Genomic DNA, 20,706 nt, shown 5'->3' on the forward strand with positions numbered 1-20,706 from the left:
TTTTACTGAGGAACTAAATGTGTTAACTAAATCGCTTCGCTTTACTTTCCTACTGGGTGCACTGAGTGTAATAAGCACGTTCTCAGCGCAAGCTAATACTCAAAAACCGACACTCACTGTATATACTTATGATTCTTTTACCGCAGATTGGGGCCCAGGACCTGCCATTAAAAAAGCATTTGAACAACAGTGTGATTGTGAATTAAAGCTTGTTGCCCTTTCTGATGGTGTTTCTTTGCTAAATCGCTTACGTATGGAAGGTGGCAAGAGTAAAGCTGACATTATTTTAGGTTTGGATAACAATCTGATACATGCGGCCAAAGAAACTGGGCTTTTTGCACCAAGTAATATCGATACATCAAAACTCGCCTTACCTGAAAAATGGACTGACGACACCTTTGTACCTTATGACTACGGTTACTTTGCGTTTATTTATGATAAAAACCGTATTGCTAACCCACCCAAAAGCATGGATGAGTTACTAAATAGCCAAGAAAAGTGGAAAATACTGTATCAAGATCCTCGTACCAGTACACCAGGCTTAGGCTTAATGCTATGGATGCAATCACTTTATCCTGAAAACACCGCCTCTCAATGGAAGAAATTATCTGAGAAAACCCTTACCGTTACAAAAGGTTGGAGTGAGTCTTATGGCTTATTCTTAAAAGGTGAAGGTGATTTTGTGCTAAGTTATACTTCATCTCCGGGTTATCATATTTTAGCGGATAAAAAAGATAACTATGCAGCGGCTATTTTCTCTGACGGACACTATTTACAAGTCGAGGTTGCAGCTAAACTCAAATCGAGTAAACAACCTGAATTAGCTCAGCAATTTATGCAATTTATGCTCACTCCGGCTTTCCAAGAAACAATTCCTACCACCAATTGGATGTATCCCGTAATAGATATGCCATTACCAGATGTCTATTCGGTGATGCCTAAACCAGAAAAATCATTGCAATTTGATGCAGATGTTGTCGCTAAAGAGCGCCAAACATGGACGCGTAATTGGCAATCTGCGGTTAGTCGCTAATGAGAAGATGGCTTATCCCGGGGCTATGTGCCTCGGGTTTACTGCTTATTGTGGCTTTATTGTCATTTGGTGCATTATGGTTTAATGCGCCAAGTGGCGAATTATCCTCTATTTTTGCTGATGACTATTTATGGCATGTCGTGCGCTTTACTTTCTGGCAAGCCTTTTTATCTGCCTTATTTTCAATATTACCTGCCATTTGGCTCGCTAAAGCACTTTATCGACGCCAATTTAAAGGCAGAACACTTTTCTTACGTTTATGTGCCATGAGCCTTGTTCTACCCGTTTTAGTGGCACTTTTTGGTATTTTAACGGTTTATGGAAGAGTCGGTTGGATTGCTCAAATTTGTGAATGGCTGGGGATTAATTACCAATTTACCCCTTATGGCTTACAAGGCATTTTATTGGCACACGTCTTCTTCAATATGCCATTAGCAACCCGAATGCTGTTACAAGCTCTCGAAAGTATCTCGCCAGAACAACGCCAGTTAGCCTCACAATTAGGCATGAATGGTTGGCAGCGTTTTCGCTTTCTGGAATTTCCCTATTTATGGCGACAAATACTTCCCACTGCGTCACTGATTTTTATGCTCTGTTTTGCAAGCTTTGCTACTGTACTGGCGTTAGGTGGAGGCCCTGCGGCAACAACCGTTGAGCTAGCAATTTATCAAGCATTAAGTTATGACTACGATTTACATCGTGCTGCACTTTTAGCACTGATCCAGCTCTTTTGCTGTTTAGGCTTAGTGCTTATCAGCCAAAAACTCAAAGGTACACTCTTTGTCGGAGATAGCCAAAAACAGCATTGGCGTGATCCCAATGATCCTCTCTTTAGCAAAATAACCGATACTCTGATTATTATGCTCGCGATCCTTTTTTTAGTCCCCCCTATTTTAGCGGTGATAACAGATGGTCTTAACAGCGAATTAATACGAGTGATACAACAACCCATACTTTGGCAGGCTTTTACAACGTCTCTCATTATTGCGATTGGCGCAGGTATTGTTTGTGTTGTATTAACAATGATGTTGCTATGGAGTAGCCGAGAACTTCGCCTACGTCACTTTAAAAAAGCGGGGCAAGCTATGGAAATGAGTGGGTTGATTATTCTGGCAATGCCGGGCATTGTATTGGCAACAGGTTTTTTCTTGTTATTAAACAATACAATCGGACTCCCTGAATCACCATATACATTAGTGATTTTAACCAACGCATTAATTGCCATTCCTTATGCTTTAAAAGTGCTCGAAAATCCAATGAATGATATTGCTTCACGTTATGGACTTTTATGTCAATCGCTTAATATTCAGGGTATCAATCGACTTCGTTGGATCGAGTTACGAGCATTAAGAAAACCGATTTCACAAGCACTTGCTTTTGCTTGTGTTATTTCTATTGGTGACTTTGGTATTGTTGCTCTATTTGGTAATGAAACATTTAGAACACTTCCTTTCTATCTTTATCAGCAAATTGGGGCTTATCACACGCAAGATGGTGCTGTCACAGCCATGATCTTATTACTACTTTGCTTCTCTCTTTTTAGCCTAATAGAACGATTGGCAGGAAAATCTCATGATTAAATTAGAGCACCTTGCTTATACCTATGAACACCAACACCTTATGTTTGACTTAGCTGTAAACACCGGTGAACGTATCGCCGTATTAGGCCCAAGTGGCGCGGGGAAAAGTACCTTACTCAGCTTAATTGCTGGATTTTTACCTTCTGAAAAAGGAACCCTTTTTCTTAATGGTTGTGATCACACTAAAACTGCGCCCGCAAAACGCCCTATCTCTATGTTATTTCAAGATAATAATTTATTTCCTCATTTAACAGTTAGACAAAACATTGGCTTGGGATTAGATCCGGGGTTAAAACTCACAGATACACAAAAAATACTGTTAGAAAACCGAGCCAAACAAGTTTCTTTAAATGAACATCTTGACCGTTTACCTTCACAATTATCAGGTGGTCAGCGCCAACGTGTTGCCATTGCTCGTTGCCTCGTACGTGAACAACCTATCTTATTGCTCGATGAGCCTTTTTCTGCACTCGATCCCGCTTTGCGTATTGAAATGTTGGCTTTACTAGAACAACTTTGTGAAGAAAAAAAACTGACCTTATTGATGGTTTCACATAGCTTAGAAGATGCTATCAAGATTGCCTCAAGAGCAATTGTGATTGATAACGGAACAATTGTGTATGATGGTAATACACAATCGTTGATAAATGGTGAAGTGGATCAATCACTTATTTTAGGTATTCCCTCTAATTAAATATGCCCTAAATTAACTGTATAAATAACCACTATTTTGGCTATAATAAACACATCTTTAGCGAATTTTTGTGTGTATTAGGTGCCCATGGTTGACCATACTGAACAAGGCTTTATTCTCACTCGCCACTGGAGCGACACCCCAAAAGGTATCGTCGTCTCCTATTGGTTAGCGACAGAAAATGGCCCTCGTAAAGTCACAGTTCCTTTGCAACAAGCGATTGGCTTTGTTGCTCGTCAACATGAAACCGTTTTACGTTCACTTGTGAATAAAAATCCTGATATAGAAATTCGCCCTCTCGATTTAAAAGATTTTGAGAGGCAGCCTGTTTTTGGCGTCTATTGCAAACAATACCGACAACTCACTCAACTAGAACAGCAACTCAAAGAGCATCACATACGTCTTTATGAAGCCGATATACGTCCTCATGAACGTTATATGATGGAACGTTTTATCACCGCACCAATTTGGTTTCGTTATCAACAAAACAATACCGTGACACTAAAACCCGCACCTGATTATCGCCCTACACTGCGAACAGTGTCTTTAGATATTGAAACCAGCGAATTCGGTGAACTTTACTCTATTGGACTTGCGGGTTGTGGCGATAATGTTGTGTTTATGCTGACAGATAATTTATCTACAGAGAATGAGAGTCAGCAATCCAAAGGTTATCGATTATGTTATGTCAGTAGCCGATTGCGTTTAATTGAAAAACTTAATGAGTGGATACAACATTACGATCCCGACGCCATTATTGGCTGGAATTTAATTCAATTCGATTTACGTATTTTACATACCCATGCGCAACGTTATGGCGTCAATTTGCTACTAGGCCGACAAAACAATCCATTGGAGTGGCGCGAGCATGGATTTAAAAAAGGACATTTTTTTGCCTCTGCACAAGGCCGTTTAATTATTGATGGTATTGAAGCACTGAAAATGGCGACATGGAATTTTCCCTCATTTAGCCTAGAATCAGTCGCGCAAAGCCTGTTAGGGGAAGGTAAAGCCATTGATACACCTTATGCCAGAATGGATGAAATTAATCGACGTTTTAAAGAAGATAAACCTGCGTTAGCCTACTATAACTGGCAAGATTGTGTTTTAGTAAACCGCATTTTTGATGCCACATCTCTTATGGCGTTTTTATTAGAAAGAGCTTGTGTTACAGGACTTTCTGTTGATAGAAGTGGAGGCTCTGTAGCTGCATTTACACACCTTTATCTCCCTTCAATGCACCGCATTGGATATGTTGCGCCTAACCAAGGAGAAAAACCCGAAGAACATAGCCCCGGTGGTTTTGTTATGGATTCAGCTCCCGGCTTATATGATTCGGTTATTGTGCTTGATTACAAAAGCCTTTACCCCTCAATTATTCGTACTTTTTTAATTGATCCTGTTGGAATGATTGAAGGAACACATCAACCCGATGAAAAACTGGCTATTCCAGGTTTTCGCCAAGCGTGGTTTTCGCGAGAGAAGCACTGTTTACCCACTATTGTGTCGCAAATTTGGCACGAAAGAGATAACGCAAAATTACATAAAAATGCCCCACTTTCTCAAGCACTCAAAATTATTATGAATGCTTTTTATGGTGTTTTAGGCTCCGTGGGATGTCGTTTTTTTGATCCTCGTCTAGCGTCTTCAATTACCTTACGTGGTCATGAGATTATGAAAAGAACTCGGGCATTAATTGAAGCTAAAGGTTATCAAGTTATTTATGGTGATACAGACTCTACTTTTGTTTGGCTTAAATCGCCACATACTGAACAACAAGCCCAACAAATTGGGCATCAGTTAGTACAAGAGGTTAACCAATGGTGGAAAACACACCTTTTTGAAACCTATCAACTTGATTGCAAATTAGAGCTGGAGTATGAAACACACTATCGTCGTTTTTTAATGCCAACGGTTCGAGGGATGGAAACAGGCAGTAAAAAGCGTTATGCAGGATTAAGCAATGATAAGATGGTGTTTAAAGGATTAGAAACCGTCAGAACAGACTGGACTCCCCTTGCTCAGAAATTTCAACAAGAGCTTTATACTCGTATTTTTCATCAACAACCTTACCAGCAGTTTATTCGTGATTATGTCGCGGATACGCTTGCGGGAAAACATGATGATAGATTAGTGTATCGTAAACGGTTACGTCGAAAATTATCAGAATATCAGCACCACGTTCCCCCTCATGTTAAAGCTGCACGTAAAGCTGACGAATATAATTTATCCCAAAATAGACCTCAACAATATCAGCAAGGCGGTTGGATTAGTTATATAATTACCCTCTTGGGACCTGAACCATTAGAGCACATTACCGCTGCACCTGATTACGAACACTATATCAATAAGCAGTTAATGCCGATTGCAGATGCTATCCTGCCTTTTATACAAGATGATTTTTCAACCTTGTTAAATGGACAAATGACGCTCACATTTTAAGATGTGTCATTTTGCAGGTGACGGTTTGCTTTGCATCTATTAACATAACGCCCCTTTGGTGATAATTAACTTTTCTTGTTTCAAGAATAGGCATTTTTATCCCACAAATTTTAATGACAACACCGCAATACTGCATTCATTAATAATTCCTAAATTATATATTTGAGAGCTGAGTTTATATATATGCCTTTTACTCTTGGTCAACGTTGGATTAGCGATACTGAAAGCGAGCTTGGACTGGGTACTGTTGTGGCAGTTGATGCCCGCATGGTGACCTTACTTTTCCCTGCCTGTGGCGAAAACCGCCTTTACTCCCGTCATGATGCCCCAATAACGCGGGTGATGTTCAATGCGGGGGATACCGTCACCAGTCACGAAGGCTGGAAACTCGCCATCGATAACGTTGTAGAAGATAATGGCCTTCTTATCTATCAAGGTGCACGTTTAGACACCGAAGAGCCCGCACAATTACGTGAAGTGTTCTTAGATAACAAACTCACTTTTAATAAACCACAAGATCGCCTTTTCGCAGGCCAAATTGATCGTATGGATCGCTTTGCCTTACGCTATCGTGCACGTAAATTCTTAAGCGAACAATTTAAACAAGCACAAAGCGGTTTACGTGGTATTCGTGCAAGCCTTATTCCTCATCAGCTTTACATTGCCAATGAAGTGGGTAAACGTCATAACCCTCGCGTTTTATTAGCTGATGAAGTGGGTCTGGGTAAAACCATTGAAGCCGGTATGATTATCCATCAACAGTTAATGGATGGCCGTGCTGAGCGTGTGTTAATTATCGTGCCTGAAAGCTTACAACATCAGTGGTTAGTTGAAATGTTACGTCGTTTCAATCTGCGTTTTTCACTGTTTGATGATAGCCGTTATAGCGAATCCTTGTTAGATAGCGATAACCCATTTGAAACAGAACAGATGATCATCTGCTCTTTAGATTTTGTGCGTAAAAATAAGCAACGTTTTGAACATCTCGTTGAAGCAACATGGGATATGCTAGTTGTCGATGAAGCCCATCACCTTGTGTGGAGTGAAGACGCACCAAGTCGTGAATATCAAGTAATTGAAGAATTAGCTGAATCTATTCCTTCAGTGTTGCTATTAACCGCAACGCCTGAGCAGTTAGGCCAAGAAAGCCACTTTGCTCGTTTACGTCTGCTTGATCCGAGTCGTTTCCATGACTACAACGAATTTATCAATGAGCAACAAAAATACCGCCCTGTTGCCGATGCTGTCACTATTTTGCTATCAGAAGATGATTTAAATACCGAACAACAAAATATCATCAGTGAAATGATTAGTGAGCAAGATGTTGAGCCATTACTGAAAGCAGCAAATACCCAAGGCGAAGAACGCACTAAATCTCGCCAAGAGCTTATCCATATGTTAATGGACAGACACGGAACGGGTCGTCTGTTATTCCGTAATACACGCTCTGGTGTGAAAGGTTTCCCTAATCGCTTACTTCATGCGATTAAAATGCCACTGCCAACACAATATCAAACAGCGATTAAAGTTGCTGAAATTATGGCAGCGAAAAAGAGTCTCGAAGTTCGTGCGAAAGAGATGCTCTACCCTGAACGCATTTACCAAGAATTCGAAGGTGAAAACGCAACATGGTGGAACTTTGATCCTCGTGTTGAATGGTTGCTCGGTTTCTTAATTGCAAATCGCAATGAAAAAGTTCTGGTTATTTGTGCGCAAGCGGCAACTGCATTGCAATTAGAGCAAGTTTTACGCGAGCGTGAAGCTATTCGTGCGGCTGTCTTCCATGAAGGAATGTCTTTACTTGAACGCGATCGCGCTGCAGCTTATTTCGCGTCCGAAGAAGAAGGCGCGCAAGTTTTATTGTGTTCTGAAATCGGCTCAGAAGGACGTAACTTCCAGTTTGCAAACCAACTGGTTATGTTTGATCTGCCGTTTAACCCTGATTTATTAGAACAACGTATTGGTCGTCTTGATCGTATTGGTCAAAATCGTGACATTGATATCAGCATTCCTTATCTGGAAGGTACAGCACAATCTGTATTGTTACGTTGGTACCATGAGGGATTAGATGCATTTGAACATACTTGCCCAACTGGCCGTACTATTTACGACAGTAAATATGATGCGTTAGTTAATTATCTTGCTCAACCCAATGAATTAGCTGACTTTGACGAGTTTATTGCGGCTTGTCGTAAACAGCATGATGAAATGAAACTTAAACTTGAGCAAGGCCGTGACCGTCTATTAGAAATACACTCTAATGGTGGTGAAGTGGGCGTTGAATTGGCGGGTGAAATTGCAGCTCAAGATAATGATCCTGAATTAGTTAACTTTGCGTTGAACCTGTTTGATATCGTCGGTATTAATCAAGAAGATCGCAGTGATAGCTTAATTATTTTAACGCCATCCGATCATATGTTAGTGCCTGATTTCCCTGGCTTACCACAAGATGGTTGCACTATCACATTTGATAGAGAGCAAGCACTATCTCGTGAAGATACCCAATTTATCAGTTGGGAACACCCCATTATCCGTAATGGCTTAGATTTAATTTTGTCTGGCGATACAGGAAGTTGTGCCGTTTCTTTATTAAAAAATAAAGCATTACCAGTGGGAACATTGTTAGTTGAACTAATTTATGTCGTAGAAGCGCAAGCGCCTAAACATCTTCACTTAAGTCGTTTTTTACCAGCAACACCCGTTCGCTTATTACTTGATCTAAAAGGTAATAACCTAGCCTCTCAAGTTGAGTTTGAAAGTTTTAATCGCCAATTAAATGCGGTTAACCGCCATACTTCTAGCAAACTGGTCAATGCGGTACAAAGCGAAGTACACCATGTACTCAAAGCTTCTGAACCGTTAATGGAAGTCGAAGCGAAAGGACTTATTCAAAAAGCAAAAGAAGAAGCTGATCGCGTATTAACACATGAATTATCACGCCTAGAGGCTTTACGCGCTGTAAATCCAAATATTCGTGATGATGAAGTTGAAGCGATTGAAAATGAGCGCACCCATATTCTTAATCATTTAGATGAAGCAAATTGGCGTTTAGATTCAATACGTTTAATTGTTGTTACCCACCAATAATTACCATTAAAGCGGGGAGTCTTTTACTCCCCGTTGTTTTGATGAGATACCCACCATGATGGAAGTTTATAACCCGCCGACTGATCCTTGGTTACATATTTTATATCAAGATGAGCATATTATTGCCGTCAATAAACCCAGTGGATTACTGTCTGTGCCGGGCAAAGCGCCAGAGCATAACGACAGTATTATGTCGCGCATTAAAGCTGATTTTCCTAATGCCGAATGTGTACATCGTTTAGATATGGCAACCAGTGGCGTCATTGTTGTTGCACTAAATAAAGAAGCTGAACGTGAGCTAAAACGTCAATTTCGTGAGCGTGAGCCGAAGAAAACCTATATTGCTCGTGTATGGGGCCATGTCGAAAAAGAAGAAGGATTGGTTGATTTACCATTAATTTGTGATTGGCCAAATCGACCAAAACAAAAAGTCTGTCATGAAACAGGGAAAGCCGCGCAAACTTTTTATGAGGTGCTGGAGTATGAAGAGAATGCGACAAGAGTCAAACTCTCGCCAATTACGGGGCGTTCACATCAATTGCGGGTACATATGTTAGCGTTGGGGCATCCTATTTTAGGGGATCGCTTTTATGCACATCCGCAGGCAAGAGCGATGGCACCTCGCCTGCAGTTACATGCTCAGGAATTATTTATTACGCATCCTGCTTTTCGATCCCCGATACATTTTGAATGCCTTGCCGATTTTTAATGTCTTATGACACTAAAACAGTCACTGAACTCAATGAAGCAAGGAGCAGGCAAAGCGCTAATCCCATAACCCCAACAAGAACACGGACGTTTGACATGGATATAGTTCCTTTTTTAAGAGAAGAGAGAATGAAATAATTAAATTTCACTTATATTTTACCGTGATAAATAATAAACTCAACTCAACCTAAGTTATCTCTATCACGAAATAATTCTCTCTTTTCTCATCTTCTTTTACAAGATGTTAACGAAATCCTTTTTCTTTTTTAATCAAATCGTAAGCAACTTGTATAGACTGTGCTTTTTGTTTTGCAATTTCCATCATTTCTGGTGGCAAACCTTTCGCTACAAGTTTATCTGGATGATGTTCTCCCATTAATTTTCTATAAGCCCTTTTTATGGTTTTAACATCATCGGTCTCATTAACACCAAGTACCTTACACGCATCAGCGAGTGTTGGGCCTTGAGGTTGAGGCTGATATCCTTGCCTATTTTGATAGTGGAAATTTTGACCAGCCTGCATCATTGCTAATATATGTTCAAAATGCGCACGCGAAAAACCCAGCTCATCAATAATGATAAACAACATTTTTCTTTCATTCGGGTGCAATTGGCCATCGGCAAAAGCCGCTTGTAACTGAATTTCCAGAAACATCTGAAGTAAGTCACGACGACCAGCACAAATTTGTCGAACACGTTGCAAGGTAGCTCTTAAGGGAAAATCGGGTGATTTACCTTCTCTAAATGCTTGCTGAGCTGCTTGACGCCCCACTCCATGCAAATTCATCCTATCCATCAATTCACTTGCAAGTGAGATATCCGTTTGAGTGACTCGCCCTTTTGATTTTGTTAGGTGTCCTAAAACTTGAAAAGTTGCAGCAAAGAAAAAAGCTTGTCTATCACGAGTATAGCGACCACCACTTCCTAATTTACCTCGTTGCATGTCATAGAGGTGTCCAAGAAAAACACCAATAACAATGCCCCAGAAGCCTACCCCCGCAAAACTACCGATGATAAGGCCTAATAATTTTCCCCAATAGCGCATAGACTCCTCAAATCTTCAATGCTCTGCCTGCAATTTTGCATTATCATACTATTCATTTGCTTGCACACCTAACACCAAGCGACGTCTAAATAGACTTTTTCTTAAAATGAAGATATTTACTGTTTCTCTTTGGACAGAGGTAATGCTGTTTTCGTTTAAATTGTGTTAAAGTAAAATGAGTGACCAAACGAATAACTTTAGCGTTATTAGACCGCACGAAATACCGCATCAGCGCGGTGTTTTTTTGTTTCTAATAAGGCTATAACCCTATTTCAACACAGAAACATCGAAAAAATGAGGTTTACGCCTACTTTTCGGTTACCGTTAGAACAATGTTCAGAACGTTGGGCTGGTGTCGCATAACTCCCTGCGTTAGTTTCTGGCTGTTTATCAGCATGAAGCCACTGATGACGGAAGCACATAAATACTTATGAAAAAAAGTTATCCCACACTGCTGGCCACCTTAGTTTGGGCCACAATATACGGTCAGCCTGCTTATGCTGATCTTGCCTCCCAATGTTTACTGGGAGTTCCCGTTTATAACAAACCATTAGTACAAGGCGATCCTAATGACTTGCCTGTCACTATCACTGCAAATGATATGCAAGGTGAATATCCTCGCATGATCAAATATAAAGGTGATGTTGATATTAAACAGGGAAACCAAACCTTAAGTGCAGACAGTGTTGAACTGACACAAACTGAGGGAGAAACGCCATTAAGAATGGTGACCGCGACAGGAAATGTCTCTTATGATGATCCTCAAATCATCTTAAAAGGCCCTCGTGCTTGGTCTAATCTTAATAATAAAGATACGGATATTGAACAAGGTGATTACCAGATGGTTGGCCGCCAAGGCCGTGGTTATGCCGATAAGATGCAAATGCGTGGCGAAAACCGCTATACCATTATGGATAAAGGGATGTTCACCTCTTGTTTACCTGGCGATGATAGCTGGAGCGTTGTCGGCTCTGAAGTCATTTTAGATCGCGAAGAACAAGTTGCTGAAATTTGGAATGCACGCTTTCGCGTTGCTAATGTTCCTATTTTCTACAGCCCTTACCTTCAATTACCTATCGGTGATAAACGTCGCTCTGGTTTCTTAATTCCAAACGGAAGCTATTCTCGTAGTTCAGGATTTGATTTCCAACTCCCTTACTATTGGAATATCGCCCCTAATTATGATGCCACTATTACAACTAACTATATCAGCCGCCGTGGTTTAAAATTAGATAACGAATTCCGTTATTTAACAACACCAGGACGCGGTACGATTGCTGTAGATTGGATTAATCACGATAGCCAATACAATAAAGACAAAGAAGAAAATAAAGCAGGCTATCTTCCTCGTGATACCGCCACACGTTGGTTATTCTACTGGGGCCACAGTGGTGTCATGAACAATGTATGGCGATTTAATATCGATTACACGAAAGTAAGTGACAACAAATACTTCACTGATTTTACCTCTCAATACGGTAATACCACTGATGGTTATGCAACTCAGAAATTTAGTACGGGTTATGCACAACAGAACTGGAATGCCACATTAACCACTAAACAGTTCCAAATTTTCTCTGATAATAAAGATGCAAGAGCTTATCGTGCCGAACCACAGCTTGATCTGAATTATTATAAGAATGATATCGGGCCATTTGATTTCCGAACTTATGCTCAGTTTGTGCGTTTTACCAGCGTGGGTGAAAATACACCTGAAGCAAATCGTTTCCATATCGAACCAACGATTTCACTCCCTGCATCTACAGGTTGGGCTAGCTTTAATAATGAACTGAAAGTGATGGCAACCCATTACGATCAGGACATTCCTGATGCTTATAAGAAAAGATACCCTAACCAATTAGATGACAGTGTTAATCGTGTATTACCACAGTTTAAATCTGATATGAAAGTGGTTTTTGAGCGTCAATATCAAACCAATGATATTACACAGACCCTTGAACCTCGGGTTCAGTACCTTTATGTTCCTTATAAAGATCAATCCAATATCAATAACTTTGACTCTGCGTTATTACAGTCAAACTATGGCGGACTTTTCCGCGATAGAATGTATGGTGGTTTAGACCGCATTGCATCTGCAAACCAATTAACAACCGGTGTAACTTCTCGTTTTTATGATAGCGAATTGGTTGAACGTTTTAACATTTCTGTAGGTCAAATCTACTTCTTTGAGCGCCCGAGAACAGGTCCTTCTTCTACTGGTAATGAAATCATTAATAGTAAAGATGAGACAGGTTCAATGGTCTGGGCGGGTGATGCCTACTGGCGGATCACTGATACCGTAGGTATGCGTGGTGGTTTACAATATGACCGTCGTTTAGGTAGCGTATCAATGGGTGATGCGATTATGGAATATCGCGCCGATAGCGATCATCTTCTACAGTTGAGTTATCGTTATGTTGATCGTGATTATATCCAAGCAACACGTGTTCGTCCTTACGATGGTGGTATTAATAAACTTCCTGAATACCAAAAAGGTATTTCGCAAGTTGGTGTTGTAGGCAGTTGGCCATTAGCAGAACGCTGGGGTCTTGTGGGTGCTTATTACTTTGATACTAAAGAATCCGAACCTGTTAGCCAGATGGTTGGTGTGCAATATAATACCTGTTGCTGGGCTGTGAACGTCGGTTATGAACGAAAAATTGTTGGCTGGAAAGTTGACCACAGTGATATTGACAATAAATGGTCAATCAACGTGGAACTCAGAGGCCTAAGTAACAATCATAGTTTGGGTAGCCAGAAAATGCTTGAACGCGGTATCTTACCTTATCAAAGAGCATTCTGATTTAATCAGACTACGGAATTGGCTGAATAAATATGTCATCCCGCAACAAGATGCGGAAAACACATAATGGGAAACTTATGAAAAATTGGAAAACGCTGTTTATCGGCTTAATGATCACGGTCGGTGCAGCTACCAGCTCAACAACATTTGCTGCACAAGAATTAAACCGTGTATCGGCTATCGTCAATAACGGTGTCGTTCTAGAAAGTGACGTCAATAGAATGCTACAGACTGTCAAAATGAACGCAAAAAGTGCGGGCCAGGAAATGCCTGATGAGCAAGTTCTTCGCCAACAAATTCTAGAGCGTTTGGTGATGGATAACATCATTTTGCAAATGGCACAGCAAATGCAAATTGATATTCCTGATGCTGCGGTAGAATCTACCATTCAAGGTATTGCTGCTGAAAATAAAATTTCACTTGATCAAATGAAAAAACGCCTCTTAGCTGATGGCATTTCTTACAACGAATATCGCCAAGATATTCGTAAAGAAATGATGCTGGCAGAAGTACGTAACAATGAAGTTCGCCGCCGTATTACTATTTTGCCTCAAGAAGTTGATTCTCTTGCTAAGCAAATTGAAAGCCAAGCAAGTCAAAGTATTGATCTTAATCTGAGCCATATCCTAATTCCATTATCAGAAAACCCAGCTCCAGCAGAAATGGAAAAAGCAAAGCAAGTCATTACTCGCATAATGAATCAACTTAAAAATGGTGCTGATTTTGGTAAGTTAGCAGCAACTTATTCGGCTGATCCACAAGCTTTAAATGGCGGTAATATGGGTTGGGCATCTATTGATGAATTACCAACACTGTTTGCGAAAGAGTTAGCTAATGCACAGAAAGGGCAAATTGTAGGGCCTCTTCACTCAGGTGTTGGCTTACACATTATCAAAATAAACGATATTCGTGGTGGAACTAATACCCTTTCTGTTACTGAAGTTAAAAGTCGTCATATTCTGCTGAAAAGCTCTCCAATCATGAATGATGAGCAAGCCTATGCCAAATTACAGCAAATTTCTGCCGATATTCGTAGTGGCAAAATGAGCTTTGCTGATGCAGCAAAAGAGTACTCTGAAGATCCTGGTTCAGCATTACGTGGTGGTGAGTTAGGATGGTCAATGCCTGACGTTTACGATCCAGCATTCCGCGATGCGTTAATGCGCTTAAATAAAAACGAATTAAGCCAACCTGTTCGTTCAAATTTTGGCTGGCATTTAATTGAATTAGAAGACACACGTAGTGTTGATAAAACAGATGCCGCTAATAAAGAACAAGCATACCGTTTACTCTTTAATCGTAAGTTTAATGAAGAAGTACAAAACTGGATGCAAGAGCTACGAGTAGGGGCTTATGTGAAAATAATGAACGAGAATAATGCAAACTAAGCAAATAAAACCACTTGTTATCACCCCCGGCGAACCAGCCGGGGTTGGTCCTGACCTGATTATCTCATTAGCACAAATGAGTTGGGATTTACCTTGGGTTGTTTGTGCTGATCCTCAGTTACTTAAAACAAGAGCAGAATTATTAAACCTGCCTCTTTCATTAGTTGAATACGATCCGGCAACACCTCCTCAAGCACACACACCAAGCCAAATTTGTGTACTCCCTATTGCCCTTCATACCAATGTTATTCCAAGTACATTAGATGCGCGCAATGGATTATACGTTGTAGAAACATTAGCTCATGCTTGTGATGGCTGTCTTAATGGCGAATTCTCTGCATTAGTAACCGGCCCCGTTCATAAAGGAATTATTAATGATGCGGGTGTGCATTTCACAGGACACACCGAGTTCTTTGCCGATCGTAGTCACTGTGAACGAGTGGTCATGATGTTAGCAACAGACACATTAAGAGTCGCATTGGCAACCACACATTTGCCTCTACGAGATGTCGCTGATGCAATTACAGGTGAACTACTGCATGAAATTATCACCATTTTAAATCATGATTTAAAAACTAAATTTGGCATAGCAGAACCTCAAATTTACGTTTGTGGCCTTAATCCTCATGCAGGGGAAAGTGGTCATATGGGGCGTGAAGAAATTGATATTATTGAGCCTGCATTAACACAATTACGTCAGCAAGGTATTTGTCTCCATGGACCTTATCCTGCTGATACCCTTTTTCAGCCTAAATATTTAACACATGCTGATGCTGTACTTGCGATGTATCACGATCAGGGATTACCTGTGCTAAAATATGAAGGTTTCGGTCGTGCAGTGAATATAACACTCGGTCTTCCCTTTATTCGTACCTCTGTTGATCATGGCACAGCCCTTGAGCTTGCAGGTACAAAAAGCGCAGATGCTGGCAGTTTTTGCACCGCATTAAATTTAGCCATTAATATGATACAAAATTGTAATGAATAATAGAGTCCATCAGGGGCACTTTGCCCGCAAACGCTTCGGGCAGAACTTTTTAACAGACAGCTATATTATTGAAAGTATTGTTGAATCTATTTATCCACAACCCGGTGAAGCCATTGTTGAAATTGGCCCCGGTTTAGGTGCTATCACAGAACCAGTTGGCGCGAGAATGGATAAAATGACAGTAGTTGAAATCGACCGTGATTTAGCTGCTCGTTTAGAAGTTCATCCTACATTAAAAGACAAGCTGACCATTATTCAGCAAGATGCAATGACGATTGATTTTGCACAATTAGCAAAAGAACGTCAGCAGCCTCTGCGTGTCTTTGGTAACTTGCCTTATAATATTTCCACACCACTTATGTTCCATCTTTTCAGTTTTGCTGATGCCATTTCTGATATGACTTTTATGTTACAAAAAGAAGTGGTTAACCGCCTTGTTGCAGGTCATGGCAGCAAAACTTACGGTCGCTTGAGTGTGATGGCACAATATTATTGCCAAATCATTCCTGTACTTGAAGTTCCACCAACTTCATTTAAACCCGCACCCAAAGTTGATTCAGCCGTTGTTCGCTTGATCCCTTACAAAGAAAAGCCATATCCAGTTACGGATATTGCAATGCTAAGCCGTATTACTTCACAAGCATTCAACCAGCGACGCAAAACGTTGCGTAACAGTCTAGGTGGATTGCTAACAGCAGAAGATATGGTTGCTCTGGGGATCGATCCGACTGCTCGCGCAGAAAATATTTCTGTTGAGCAATACTGTAAAGTGGCAAACTGGTTATCGCAAAAGCAAGATACACAGGCATAAGATAAAGCCAGAGACAGGAGGCATTATGTTCACCTCATCAAAAGTGGCGATACAAGTACAAAGTGTTTACATTGAAAGCCAATCATCTCCTGAAGATGAACGCTATGTGTTCGCTTATACGGTATCAATTCATAATTTGAATAAATGTGCAATTCGCCTCCTGCGCCGTTACTGGTTAATTACCAATGCACAAGGTAATACGACAGAAGTTCGGGGTGAAGGTGTTGTCGGTGAGCAACCACTGATTGAACCTGGTACGCATTACAGCTATACCAGTGGTGCCGTTCTTGAAACACCGATGGGAACAATGGAAGGCCATTATGAAATGATTGATACTGACGGTCGATTATTTCAAATAGAGATCCCTGTTTTCCGCCTTGCACTTCCAACATTGATAAATTAATTATGGCAACTTATTTAATTGGTGATATTCATGGCTGTTACCATGAACTGCGCCACCTTCTTGATAAAGTGAATTTTGATCCTACACAGGACACATTATGGTTAACCGGTGATCTTGTTGCTCGAGGACCAGACTCACTTGAAGTGCTACGTTTTGTAAAAAGCTTAGGCTCTTCTCTAAAACTTGTTTTGGGTAATCATGACCTTCATCTTTTAGGTGTATTTGCAAAAATTAGCCGGAATAAACCAAGAGATAAACTTAATGAATTACTCAATGCCCCAGATGTCGATGAGTTAATTAATTGGTTAAGACGCCAACCTGTGCTTCAAGTTGATGAAGAAAAGAAAATTATTATGGCACATGCAGGGATCACACCACAGTGGGATTTAGAAACTGCAAAAATGTGTGCTCGTGAAGTCGAAGCCATTTTAAGTAGTGATAGCTATCCTTTATTTATTAATTCAATGTATGGCGATCTACCCAATAATTGGTCACCAGAACTTACTGGCTTAGCACGATTACGCTTTAGTACCAATGCATTTACTCGAATGCGCTACTGCTTCCCTAATGGTCAATTAGATATGATTTGTAAAGACAAGCCATTAGAAGCCCCTGCACCATTAAAACCTTGGTTTGATTTACCGAGTCAACTTCCGGAAGGTTATAGCATTATTTTTGGCCATTGGGCCTCTCTTGAAGGAAAAGGCACCCCTAATAATGTTTATGCTCTCGATACTGGGTGTTGCTGGGGAGGAAACCTCACTTGCTTGCGCTGGGAAGATAAACAATATTTCACTCAAGCTAGTCTATCTGCACCTAAGTAACCCTTTTCATTATCTTCATTTCAAGCGCAAAAAGTAAAAACTCAATTTTTGCGCTTTACTCATTCCACCCTACTTATTTTTACCTAATTTATTTTTTGATACTAAAAAGAACATTTCTTGTATAAAAACGAACACCATAAAAAATAATAAAAACTAATCGTTATTAATCAATATGTTATTTTTTTTCGATGCGAAATAAGCAGGGGAAACCACAATATTGAGAATAAAAAATCTATATATTGATTAATGTCTCATATATTATTCTTATAAAGTGAGTTTATTAAAATATAAATAATGATTACTTTTAAATAATAAACTTTTATAAATAAAATTCTTAGTTAGTATAATAACTCTTATTTTTTATTATTCTTATATTAATAAAATAGGAATAATAAAAAGGGAGATATTTAATCTCCCTTTTTATTTAATTCTTGTTATTTTCTTCTTTTTAATATTTCAAAGCAGTAGTTATGAGAGTTGTTTTCATCAGCTTCATGATATTCCATAAAGGTAGAATTCCATTCATCAGGCTCATAATCAGGGAATGTTGTATCACCAATTACTTCAGCATCGATGTGTGTTAGATAGAGTGTATTAGCCATAGGTAAAAACTGCTCATACACTTTACCACCACCGATAACCATAATTTCATCATGATTTTCAGCAGCTTGCAAAGCTTCTTCTACAGACTTCACCCAAACAACTTCACTATCTGTTCCTGGTTGGCTACTTAACACAATATTGAGACGATTCGGTAAAGGACGCCCAATAGATTCATAAGTCACCCGGCCCATAATAACGGGTTTATTTAGCGTATTCTTTTTAAACCATGCGAGGTCACCTGGTAATGTCCAAGGCATTGCCTTTTCCATACCAATAATGCGATCCATCGCTAATGCTGCGATTAAACTAATATTCATTTACACACCTACGGGTAAAGATGGGAAAAAAACTGCTCACACTATACGTAAAGCTAAAACCTGAGTCGATACAAATTATGCTTCCTAGATAATAAATAATTGCTTTATACTCGAAGTGTTAACTTAATCATATAAGATTCAATCATTATAATATTGTTATATACAAGGCGCTATTATGCTTGAAACTTCTTTAGTCGTTTTTACAATTGCTTTACTTGGTATGATCTCACCGGGCCCAGACTTTTTTCTCGTTGTAAAAAATGCGGCGCGTTATCAACGATCTGCTGCAATGATGACTGCAATGGGAATTGTGGCAGCATTACTTGTGCATATGTCATATTGTGTTGCAGGTATTGCCGTTCTTATCACAACAACACCTTGGCTCTTTTCCATTTTGAAATATGCTGGTGCTGCTTATTTGCTATGGATTGGTTTTCAGAGTTTGCTGTCAAAATCTAATCATTCGATTGATGAAAACTCAGATAAGCATTCGCAGATCAGCTTTAAAAAAGCCTTTATGCAAGGCTTTCTCTGTAATTTACTCAATCCTAAAGCTACTTTGTTTTTTCTTGCCGTTTTCACTCAGGTATTAAGTGTTGATTCAAGCATTGGAGAAAAGCTGTGGTATGCCTTTATTATTTGGGGCTTAGCCATAGTTTACTGGCCTTTATTGGTTTTATTAATCCAAAGCGCACCTGTCAGAAGAGTGCTTAATAAAATCCAAAAAGGAATTGATAAAGTGTTAGGTGTAGTACTGATTGGTTTAGGCATTAAAGTCGCATTGAGTTAAATAAAAAACCTCTTTAATAAAATTTATTAAAGAGGAATAACTTATTTATAGTAAATTTAAACTTAAATCATTATCACTCTTTAAATAATCAATAATATCCAGCAAAACCATTTCATTCTCAAGACGATTAGATTTATTTCTCATTTTATCTAAAATTGTTTCATAATTATCTCTAATAACATTGGCAATATTATTTTTTATTTCATCATCATAGTTATTCTTACTAAAAAAACTTTTCATTTTTCGATTAAAGTCAGATATAAAATATTCATCCCCTGCTGTTTTTTCTTCCGATTTAATAATATCATTGGACTCTAATAATCCTGACTCAAGCATACTATCCACAAATTCTTTTACGCTCTCACTATTTTTCAATTTATTTTCCAAGAGATTTAATATTGATTTTATAAAACCATCATTATTATAATTTCCAACATTATACTTTTTTGCTTTATCAATAAAAATTTTAGTTATATTTATAATTAGATTTTTCTCCATTTCCATCGAGTAAATATCATGTATTGTATTAACTAAATACATTATTGAATTACTCATTTTATGGGATATTTTTCCATCAAGCTCTTTACAAACATAATCTATTGCAGTGTCAATACATTGTCTATAATTAAAGTTAATATAATTTAACATACTAGAGCATTCTGGATTATGTATATTCAATTGTTCAAATTGTTCTTTTTCGTAATTATTAATCACATCTAAAGAGATACTCATTATAGTAATGAAGTCTTCTTTTGTTTTGGATTTTTCATAAAGATATTTTTGTATTATTTTTTTAGCTATATCATAAGAATCATTTTTCACTGCTATATTTAAACTTAAAAAGAATGATTCTAATGTCTCTTTCTTAAAACTAACAAAGTCAGATTTTATTAGTCTACATTTATTAGTTTTTATTTGCCCATCTCTGTCAAAAAGAGTGGATAAATTATTTATCTTAGCATGTTGTCCTTTATCTAACAAAAAAGTCAAATCAGTCTTTAAATTAAATATTTTCTTTATAAAAAAAGACAACTTAGATAAAAAAGTTTTACTCTTCTCTCCCACATAAAAATTATTGAAGTTATTTAAAATACTATTAATTTCATTTTTTATTTTATGATTTTCTTTTTTATTTATATCGATATCTTTTATTAAATTAGTTTGAAAACGAGTGTTGTTTACTTTCATGA

16 protein-coding genes are annotated in these 20,706 nt (G+C 38.8%); 13 read left to right on the plus strand and 3 right to left on the minus strand.

The window, feature by feature from the left end; all coding sequences use genetic code 11:
• Nucleotides 1-19: 19 nt before the first annotated feature.
• The 6 genes from thiB to rluA all read left to right on the plus strand — a co-directional run bounded on the left by thiB (nucleotide 20) and on the right by rluA (nucleotide 9,545).
• Complete coding sequence (thiB, locus tag LG402_RS17230) at nucleotides 20-1,033, plus strand: thiamine ABC transporter substrate binding subunit (RefSeq protein ID WP_166539388.1); 1,014 nt, start codon at nucleotides 20-22, stop codon at nucleotides 1,031-1,033.
• Nucleotides 1,033-2,613: a thiamine/thiamine pyrophosphate ABC transporter permease ThiP gene (gene thiP / locus LG402_RS17235; protein WP_166539389.1), complete on the plus strand. Its 1,581-nt coding sequence runs from the start codon at nucleotides 1,033-1,035 to the stop codon at nucleotides 2,611-2,613. Before thiB ends, thiP begins: the two co-directional genes overlap by 1 nt.
• Nucleotides 2,606-3,307, plus strand: a complete 702-nt coding sequence (gene thiQ, locus LG402_RS17240) for a thiamine ABC transporter ATP-binding protein ThiQ (protein ID WP_210813075.1) — start codon at nucleotides 2,606-2,608, stop codon at nucleotides 3,305-3,307. Before thiP ends, thiQ begins: the two co-directional genes overlap by 8 nt.
• An 87-nt stretch (nucleotides 3,308-3,394) precedes the next feature.
• Nucleotides 3,395-5,749: a DNA polymerase II gene (locus LG402_RS17245; protein ID WP_227336022.1), complete on the plus strand. Its 2,355-nt coding sequence runs from the start codon at nucleotides 3,395-3,397 to the stop codon at nucleotides 5,747-5,749.
• A 183-nt stretch (nucleotides 5,750-5,932) separates the two neighbouring features.
• Nucleotides 5,933-8,836, plus strand: coding sequence for an RNA polymerase-associated protein RapA (gene rapA, locus LG402_RS17250; RefSeq protein WP_227336023.1), 2,904 nt, complete (start codon nucleotides 5,933-5,935; stop codon nucleotides 8,834-8,836).
• Nucleotides 8,837-8,891: 55 nt separating this feature from the next.
• A complete protein-coding gene (rluA, locus tag LG402_RS17255) occupies nucleotides 8,892-9,545 on the plus strand; it encodes a bifunctional tRNA pseudouridine(32) synthase/23S rRNA pseudouridine(746) synthase RluA (RefSeq protein WP_109409097.1) in 654 nt (217 codons plus the stop codon).
• Between the two features lie 243 nt (nucleotides 9,546-9,788).
• On the opposite strand, the gene djlA is transcribed toward rluA, so the two are convergent.
• A complete protein-coding gene (gene djlA, locus LG402_RS17260; RefSeq protein ID WP_166539393.1) occupies nucleotides 9,789-10,589 on the minus strand; it encodes a co-chaperone DjlA in 801 nt (266 codons plus the stop codon).
• A gap of 430 nt (nucleotides 10,590-11,019) precedes the next feature.
• Between djlA and lptD the strand changes: the two genes are divergently transcribed.
• The 6 genes from lptD to apaH all read left to right on the plus strand — a co-directional run bounded on the left by lptD (nucleotide 11,020) and on the right by apaH (nucleotide 17,806).
• Nucleotides 11,020-13,392: an LPS assembly protein LptD gene (lptD, locus tag LG402_RS17265; protein WP_109409099.1), complete on the plus strand. Its 2,373-nt coding sequence runs from the start codon at nucleotides 11,020-11,022 to the stop codon at nucleotides 13,390-13,392.
• Nucleotides 13,393-13,469: 77 nt separating this feature from the next.
• A complete protein-coding gene (surA, locus tag LG402_RS17270; RefSeq protein ID WP_243733288.1) occupies nucleotides 13,470-14,780 on the plus strand; it encodes a peptidylprolyl isomerase SurA in 1,311 nt (436 codons plus the stop codon).
• Complete coding sequence (pdxA, locus tag LG402_RS17275) at nucleotides 14,770-15,768, plus strand: 4-hydroxythreonine-4-phosphate dehydrogenase PdxA (protein ID WP_227336024.1); 999 nt, start codon at nucleotides 14,770-14,772, stop codon at nucleotides 15,766-15,768. The genes surA and pdxA overlap by 11 nt, the downstream gene beginning before the upstream one ends.
• On the plus strand, nucleotides 15,761-16,579 hold the full coding sequence (rsmA, locus tag LG402_RS17280; protein WP_210813080.1) for a 16S rRNA (adenine(1518)-N(6)/adenine(1519)-N(6))-dimethyltransferase RsmA: 819 nt from the start codon (nucleotides 15,761-15,763) through the stop codon (nucleotides 16,577-16,579). Before pdxA ends, rsmA begins: the two co-directional genes overlap by 8 nt.
• Nucleotides 16,580-16,604: 25 nt before the next feature.
• Nucleotides 16,605-16,982 (plus strand): Co2+/Mg2+ efflux protein ApaG, encoded by a 378-nt coding sequence (gene apaG / locus LG402_RS17285; protein ID WP_109409103.1) that lies wholly within the window; start codon nucleotides 16,605-16,607, stop codon nucleotides 16,980-16,982.
• A 2-nt stretch (nucleotides 16,983-16,984) separates the two neighbouring features.
• A complete protein-coding gene (gene apaH / locus LG402_RS17290; RefSeq protein WP_166539397.1) occupies nucleotides 16,985-17,806 on the plus strand; it encodes a bis(5'-nucleosyl)-tetraphosphatase (symmetrical) ApaH in 822 nt (273 codons plus the stop codon).
• A 434-nt stretch (nucleotides 17,807-18,240) separates the two neighbouring features.
• Here the strand turns inward: apaH and folA are convergent, their stop codons facing one another.
• Complete coding sequence (gene folA / locus LG402_RS17295) at nucleotides 18,241-18,726, minus strand: type 3 dihydrofolate reductase (protein WP_166539398.1); 486 nt, start codon at nucleotides 18,724-18,726, stop codon at nucleotides 18,241-18,243.
• A 175-nt stretch (nucleotides 18,727-18,901) separates the two neighbouring features.
• Between folA and LG402_RS17300 the strand changes: the two genes are divergently transcribed.
• On the plus strand, nucleotides 18,902-19,516 hold the full coding sequence (locus LG402_RS17300; protein ID WP_227336025.1) for a LysE family translocator: 615 nt from the start codon (nucleotides 18,902-18,904) through the stop codon (nucleotides 19,514-19,516).
• Between the two features lie 45 nt (nucleotides 19,517-19,561).
• On the opposite strand, the gene LG402_RS17305 is transcribed toward LG402_RS17300, so the two are convergent.
• Nucleotides 19,562-20,704 (minus strand): hypothetical protein, encoded by a 1,143-nt coding sequence (locus LG402_RS17305; RefSeq protein ID WP_227336026.1) that lies wholly within the window; start codon nucleotides 20,702-20,704, stop codon nucleotides 19,562-19,564.
• Nucleotides 20,705-20,706: the final 2 nt, after the last annotated feature.

It is taken from the genome of Proteus sp. NMG38-2 (assembly GCF_020640995.1).
In the GTDB taxonomy this organism is placed as follows: domain Bacteria; phylum Pseudomonadota; class Gammaproteobacteria; order Enterobacterales; family Enterobacteriaceae; genus Proteus.

Coding starts and splice junctions, on each gene's coding strand:
- thiP (WP_166539389.1), top strand. CDS start 1,033: ATGAGAAGATGGCTTATCCCGGGGCTATGTGCCTCGGGTTTACTGCTT.
- thiQ (WP_210813075.1), top strand. CDS start 2,606: ATGATTAAATTAGAGCACCTTGCTTATACCTATGAACACCAACACCTT.
- LG402_RS17245 (WP_227336022.1), top strand. CDS start 3,395: ATGGTTGACCATACTGAACAAGGCTTTATTCTCACTCGCCACTGGAGC.
- rapA (WP_227336023.1), top strand. CDS start 5,933: ATGCCTTTTACTCTTGGTCAACGTTGGATTAGCGATACTGAAAGCGAG.
- rluA (WP_109409097.1), top strand. CDS start 8,892: ATGATGGAAGTTTATAACCCGCCGACTGATCCTTGGTTACATATTTTA.
- djlA (WP_166539393.1), bottom strand. CDS start 10,589: ATGCGCTATTGGGGAAAATTATTAGGCCTTATCATCGGTAGTTTTGCG.
- lptD (WP_109409099.1), top strand. CDS start 11,020: ATGAAAAAAAGTTATCCCACACTGCTGGCCACCTTAGTTTGGGCCACA.
- surA (WP_243733288.1), top strand. CDS start 13,470: ATGAAAAATTGGAAAACGCTGTTTATCGGCTTAATGATCACGGTCGGT.
- pdxA (WP_227336024.1), top strand. CDS start 14,770: ATGCAAACTAAGCAAATAAAACCACTTGTTATCACCCCCGGCGAACCA.
- rsmA (WP_210813080.1), top strand. CDS start 15,761: ATGAATAATAGAGTCCATCAGGGGCACTTTGCCCGCAAACGCTTCGGG.
- apaG (WP_109409103.1), top strand. CDS start 16,605: ATGTTCACCTCATCAAAAGTGGCGATACAAGTACAAAGTGTTTACATT.
- apaH (WP_166539397.1), top strand. CDS start 16,985: ATGGCAACTTATTTAATTGGTGATATTCATGGCTGTTACCATGAACTG.
- folA (WP_166539398.1), bottom strand. CDS start 18,726: ATGAATATTAGTTTAATCGCAGCATTAGCGATGGATCGCATTATTGGT.
- LG402_RS17300 (WP_227336025.1), top strand. CDS start 18,902: ATGCTTGAAACTTCTTTAGTCGTTTTTACAATTGCTTTACTTGGTATG.
- LG402_RS17305 (WP_227336026.1), bottom strand. CDS start 20,704: ATGAAAGTAAACAACACTCGTTTTCAAACTAATTTAATAAAAGATATC.